Here is a 2,826-nt window from a genome sequence, read left to right on the forward strand (position 1 = left end):
CTGCGCAACTGCCCCGGCGCTGCGCAACTGCCCCGGCGAGCCGGTGATGACCGAGGACAACAAGGTCGTCCCGCCCAAGCGCGGCGACATGAAGCGCTCGATGGAAGCGCTGATCCATCACTTCAAACTGTACACCGAGGGCTTCCGCACGCCCGAGGGCGAGGTCTACGCATCAGTCGAGGCGCCCAAGGGCGAGTTCGGCATCTACCTGGTCAGCGACGGCACCAACAGGCCGTACCGGGTCAAGATCTCGGCCCCGGGCTTCCGCTCGCTGCAGGCCATGGACTGGATGAACCGCGGCCACATGCTGGCGGACGTCTCGGCCATCCTGGGCTCGCTGGATATCGTGTTCGGAGAAGTGGATCGGTGAGCGCCTTCGCGGTCGAGCCTGTCCTGACCGCCACGCACATCATCTGGTTCGTCGCGCTGCTGGCGTTCGCCGTCGCGACGCAGGTCGTGTTTTCGCCGAAGCGGCGCGCCATCATGGGCGGGCTGAAGTTCGCCGCGGCCAGCGCCTTTGTCGCGGCGCCGGGTCTGGCAGGCGTGACCCTGGTGCGGGGCGCGTACCGGCTGGGTTATCTGGACGAGGGCCGCGGCTTCTGGGAAGCCAATCTGCGCTCGATGGTATGGATGAGCGGCGCGATCCTCGCGGGCCAGCTGGCGGTGCGGTTCCTGCCGCCGATGGCGGGGCTGTCGCGTGATCTACGCGACGCCGACCGGGCGGTATGGAGCGAGCGCCTCGGCCGCTGGATGGGGAGGGCGAGATGAGCGACAAACCCCTGAGCGACCTCGTGCGGCAGGGCTGGACCGTGGTCGGCTATACGGTGACCGATAGCGGCGGAGACGCGTGGAAACACAATTTCCTGCTGAGCCGCCAAGGCCAGCACAAGGTGCTTTCCGTGCGCAAGAAGGTGATGGGCGAAGGCGTCGTCGCCTCGGAGCTGGACGTCTGACGAGCGCCGTCGGCCGGCCCGGGGCCTAGTTGCGCGGACGTTGCGCCACGGTCCCTGCCGGAGTCGCAGCAGCGCCCGGCTCGCGCACCGCCCAGCCCGACAGGCCGCCATAGTAGCCGGTCGCCACCGCTGACCTGCCGTCGGCGGACACCGTCAGGTCCACGGTGATGGCGCGCGACAATCTGGCGACGTTGCCCGGTTGCGCCGTGCATTGCACCCACCGGCCCCAACCCGAGGCTCCGTGCGCAAGCGGCACGCCGGTGACTTGCGCGGGAAAGGGCGTCGGCGTGTGGGCGAAGAAGACCACCCCCCGCTGCACCTGGGGGTCGGCCCCCGACCCGTCCCGGAAGTCCATGACGCCGGTCACGATCTGGGCGGGCGCGCCCCCCGAGAGATGGTAGAGCCAGCGGCCGCCCGCGAGCTGTTCGCACGGGCCCGCGACGGCCGGCGCAGCGGCCAGCAGCGCAGCGGTGGAGGCCAGGACGGCGAACACTCTGGACATGACAGGGGCTTCCCGGTCCGGACTGCGCGCGAGCCAGAAGGCCAGGCGACCGGACAGCAGGAAGAGACAGGGCAGGTTTATGATGGTTCGTCAAACGGCGTGCGATGAACGGTCGATCCCGGACGGCTCCTCGCCTCGCCGGGGTTTCCTGTGTCAGGCATCCCGAACTCGCTGGAAACGGATGATCTGGCCGGCCCGGACGACTTGCGGGCGTCGTTCCTGAGGGGCTAGAGAAGGCCGCGCCGCACCAGCCCCCTTCACGCGAGTCTTCCCGCCCCATGTCCGTTCGTCGTCTCGCCAAGGAACAGCCGGCTTCGTTCGCCTTTTCGAAGGCGACGAAGACAAAGGCCGACTGGTGGATCGCCAAATATCCGGAGAATCGCCGTCAGTCGGCGGTGATCCCGATTCTGTGGCTGGTCCAGAAGCAGGAGGGCTGGGTCTCCGAACCGGCCATCCGCGCGATCGGAGAGCTCCTGGGCATGCCGTACATCCGGGTGCTCGAGGTCGCGACCTTCTACACCATGTTCATGCTCGAGCCGGTCGGTTCGGCGGCCCTGATCCAGGTCTGCGGCACCACCCCGTGCATGCTGCGCGGGGCAGGGGACCTGATGAAGGTCTGCAAGGACAGGATCGGGCCCAGGGACACGCTGAGCGCCGACGGCCGCTTCACCTGGCAGGAGGTCGAATGTCTCGGCGCCTGCGCCAATGCGCCGATGGCCCAGATCAACGACTACTATTTCGAGGACCTGACCGCCGAGACCATGGGCCAGATCATCGACGACTTCGCGGCGGGCAAGAAGCCGAAGCCCGGAAGCCGGGTCGGCCGCGCCAGTTCGGAGCCGGAAGGCGGGGCACTGACCCTGACCGATCCCAAGCTGTACGACGGTTCCGCCGCCAAGCCGATCAGGAAGCTGCCCAACAGCGATCCGGTGGTCGCATGAGCCGCCCCGATCTGACGGACGACGCGAAGATCGCGGAATACCGCGCCGAACTGCGCGCGGTCGGCCGCAACCAGCGGCTGGCCGGGTTCGCGCTCGTCATCCTCGGCGCCATCGCCGTCTGGGGGACGGGCTATGCCGGCGCAGCCGGCCCGATGCTGCAGTGGTTCGGCTATGGAGCCTTGGCCTTCGGCTGGGCCCTGATGCTCGGCGCCATCTTCATGCGCACCCGTTATCACCGCCGCCGCATGGCGGAGATGGACTGAATCATGGTCGGAATCCTCGAAGACAAGGATCGCATCTTCACCAACCTGTACGGGCTCCAGGACTGGGGCCTGGAGGGGGCGAAGCAGCGCGGCGCGTGGAACGCGACCAAGGACATGCTCGACCTCGGTCGGGACTGGATCATCACCAACGTCAAGAATTCGGGCCT

The 2,826-nt window shown here is 68.0% G+C and carries 5 protein-coding genes and 2 pseudogenes; 6 read left to right on the forward strand and 1 reads right to left on the reverse strand.

The features are described from left to right. The 3 genes and pseudogenes from ASD25_RS27440 to ASD25_RS27450 form a co-directional block, all read left to right on the forward strand. Positions 1–370, forward strand: a pseudogene (locus ASD25_RS27440) (NADH-quinone oxidoreductase subunit D); the annotation flags it as partial. Further along, on the forward strand, positions 367–768 hold the full coding sequence (locus tag ASD25_RS27445) for a hypothetical protein (RefSeq protein ID WP_055829270.1): 402 nt from the start codon (positions 367–369) through the stop codon (positions 766–768). The pseudogene ASD25_RS27440 and the gene ASD25_RS27445, both read left to right, overlap by 4 nt. Further along, positions 765–953 (forward strand): hypothetical protein, encoded by a 189-nt coding sequence (locus ASD25_RS27450; protein ID WP_055829273.1) that lies wholly within the window; start codon positions 765–767, stop codon positions 951–953. The genes ASD25_RS27445 and ASD25_RS27450 overlap by 4 nt, the downstream gene beginning before the upstream one ends. A 25-nt stretch (positions 954–978) precedes the next feature. Here the strand turns inward: ASD25_RS27450 and ASD25_RS27455 are convergent, their stop codons facing one another. After that, entirely contained in the window at positions 979–1,455 is a 477-nt protein-coding gene (locus tag ASD25_RS27455; RefSeq protein ID WP_055829275.1) for a hypothetical protein, read from the reverse strand. 278 nt (positions 1,456–1,733) lie between these two features. Here ASD25_RS27455 and nuoE point away from each other — a divergent pair, with 278 nt between their 5' ends. The 3 genes and pseudogenes from nuoE to ASD25_RS33465 all read left to right on the forward strand — a co-directional run. Continuing rightward, on the forward strand, positions 1,734–2,396 hold the full coding sequence (gene nuoE / locus ASD25_RS27460; protein WP_055829278.1) for an NADH-quinone oxidoreductase subunit NuoE: 663 nt from the start codon (positions 1,734–1,736) through the stop codon (positions 2,394–2,396). Continuing rightward, the gene (locus ASD25_RS27465) at positions 2,393–2,659 is read left to right on the forward strand and encodes a hypothetical protein (RefSeq protein WP_055829281.1); all 267 of its coding nucleotides are present in this window, start codon (positions 2,393–2,395) and stop codon (positions 2,657–2,659) included. Before nuoE ends, ASD25_RS27465 begins: the two co-directional genes overlap by 4 nt. A 3-nt stretch (positions 2,660–2,662) precedes the next feature. Next, positions 2,663–2,826 (forward strand): annotated as a pseudogene (locus tag ASD25_RS33465) (NADH-quinone oxidoreductase subunit F); the annotation flags it as partial.

It is taken from the genome of Brevundimonas sp. Root1423, assembly GCF_001426805.1.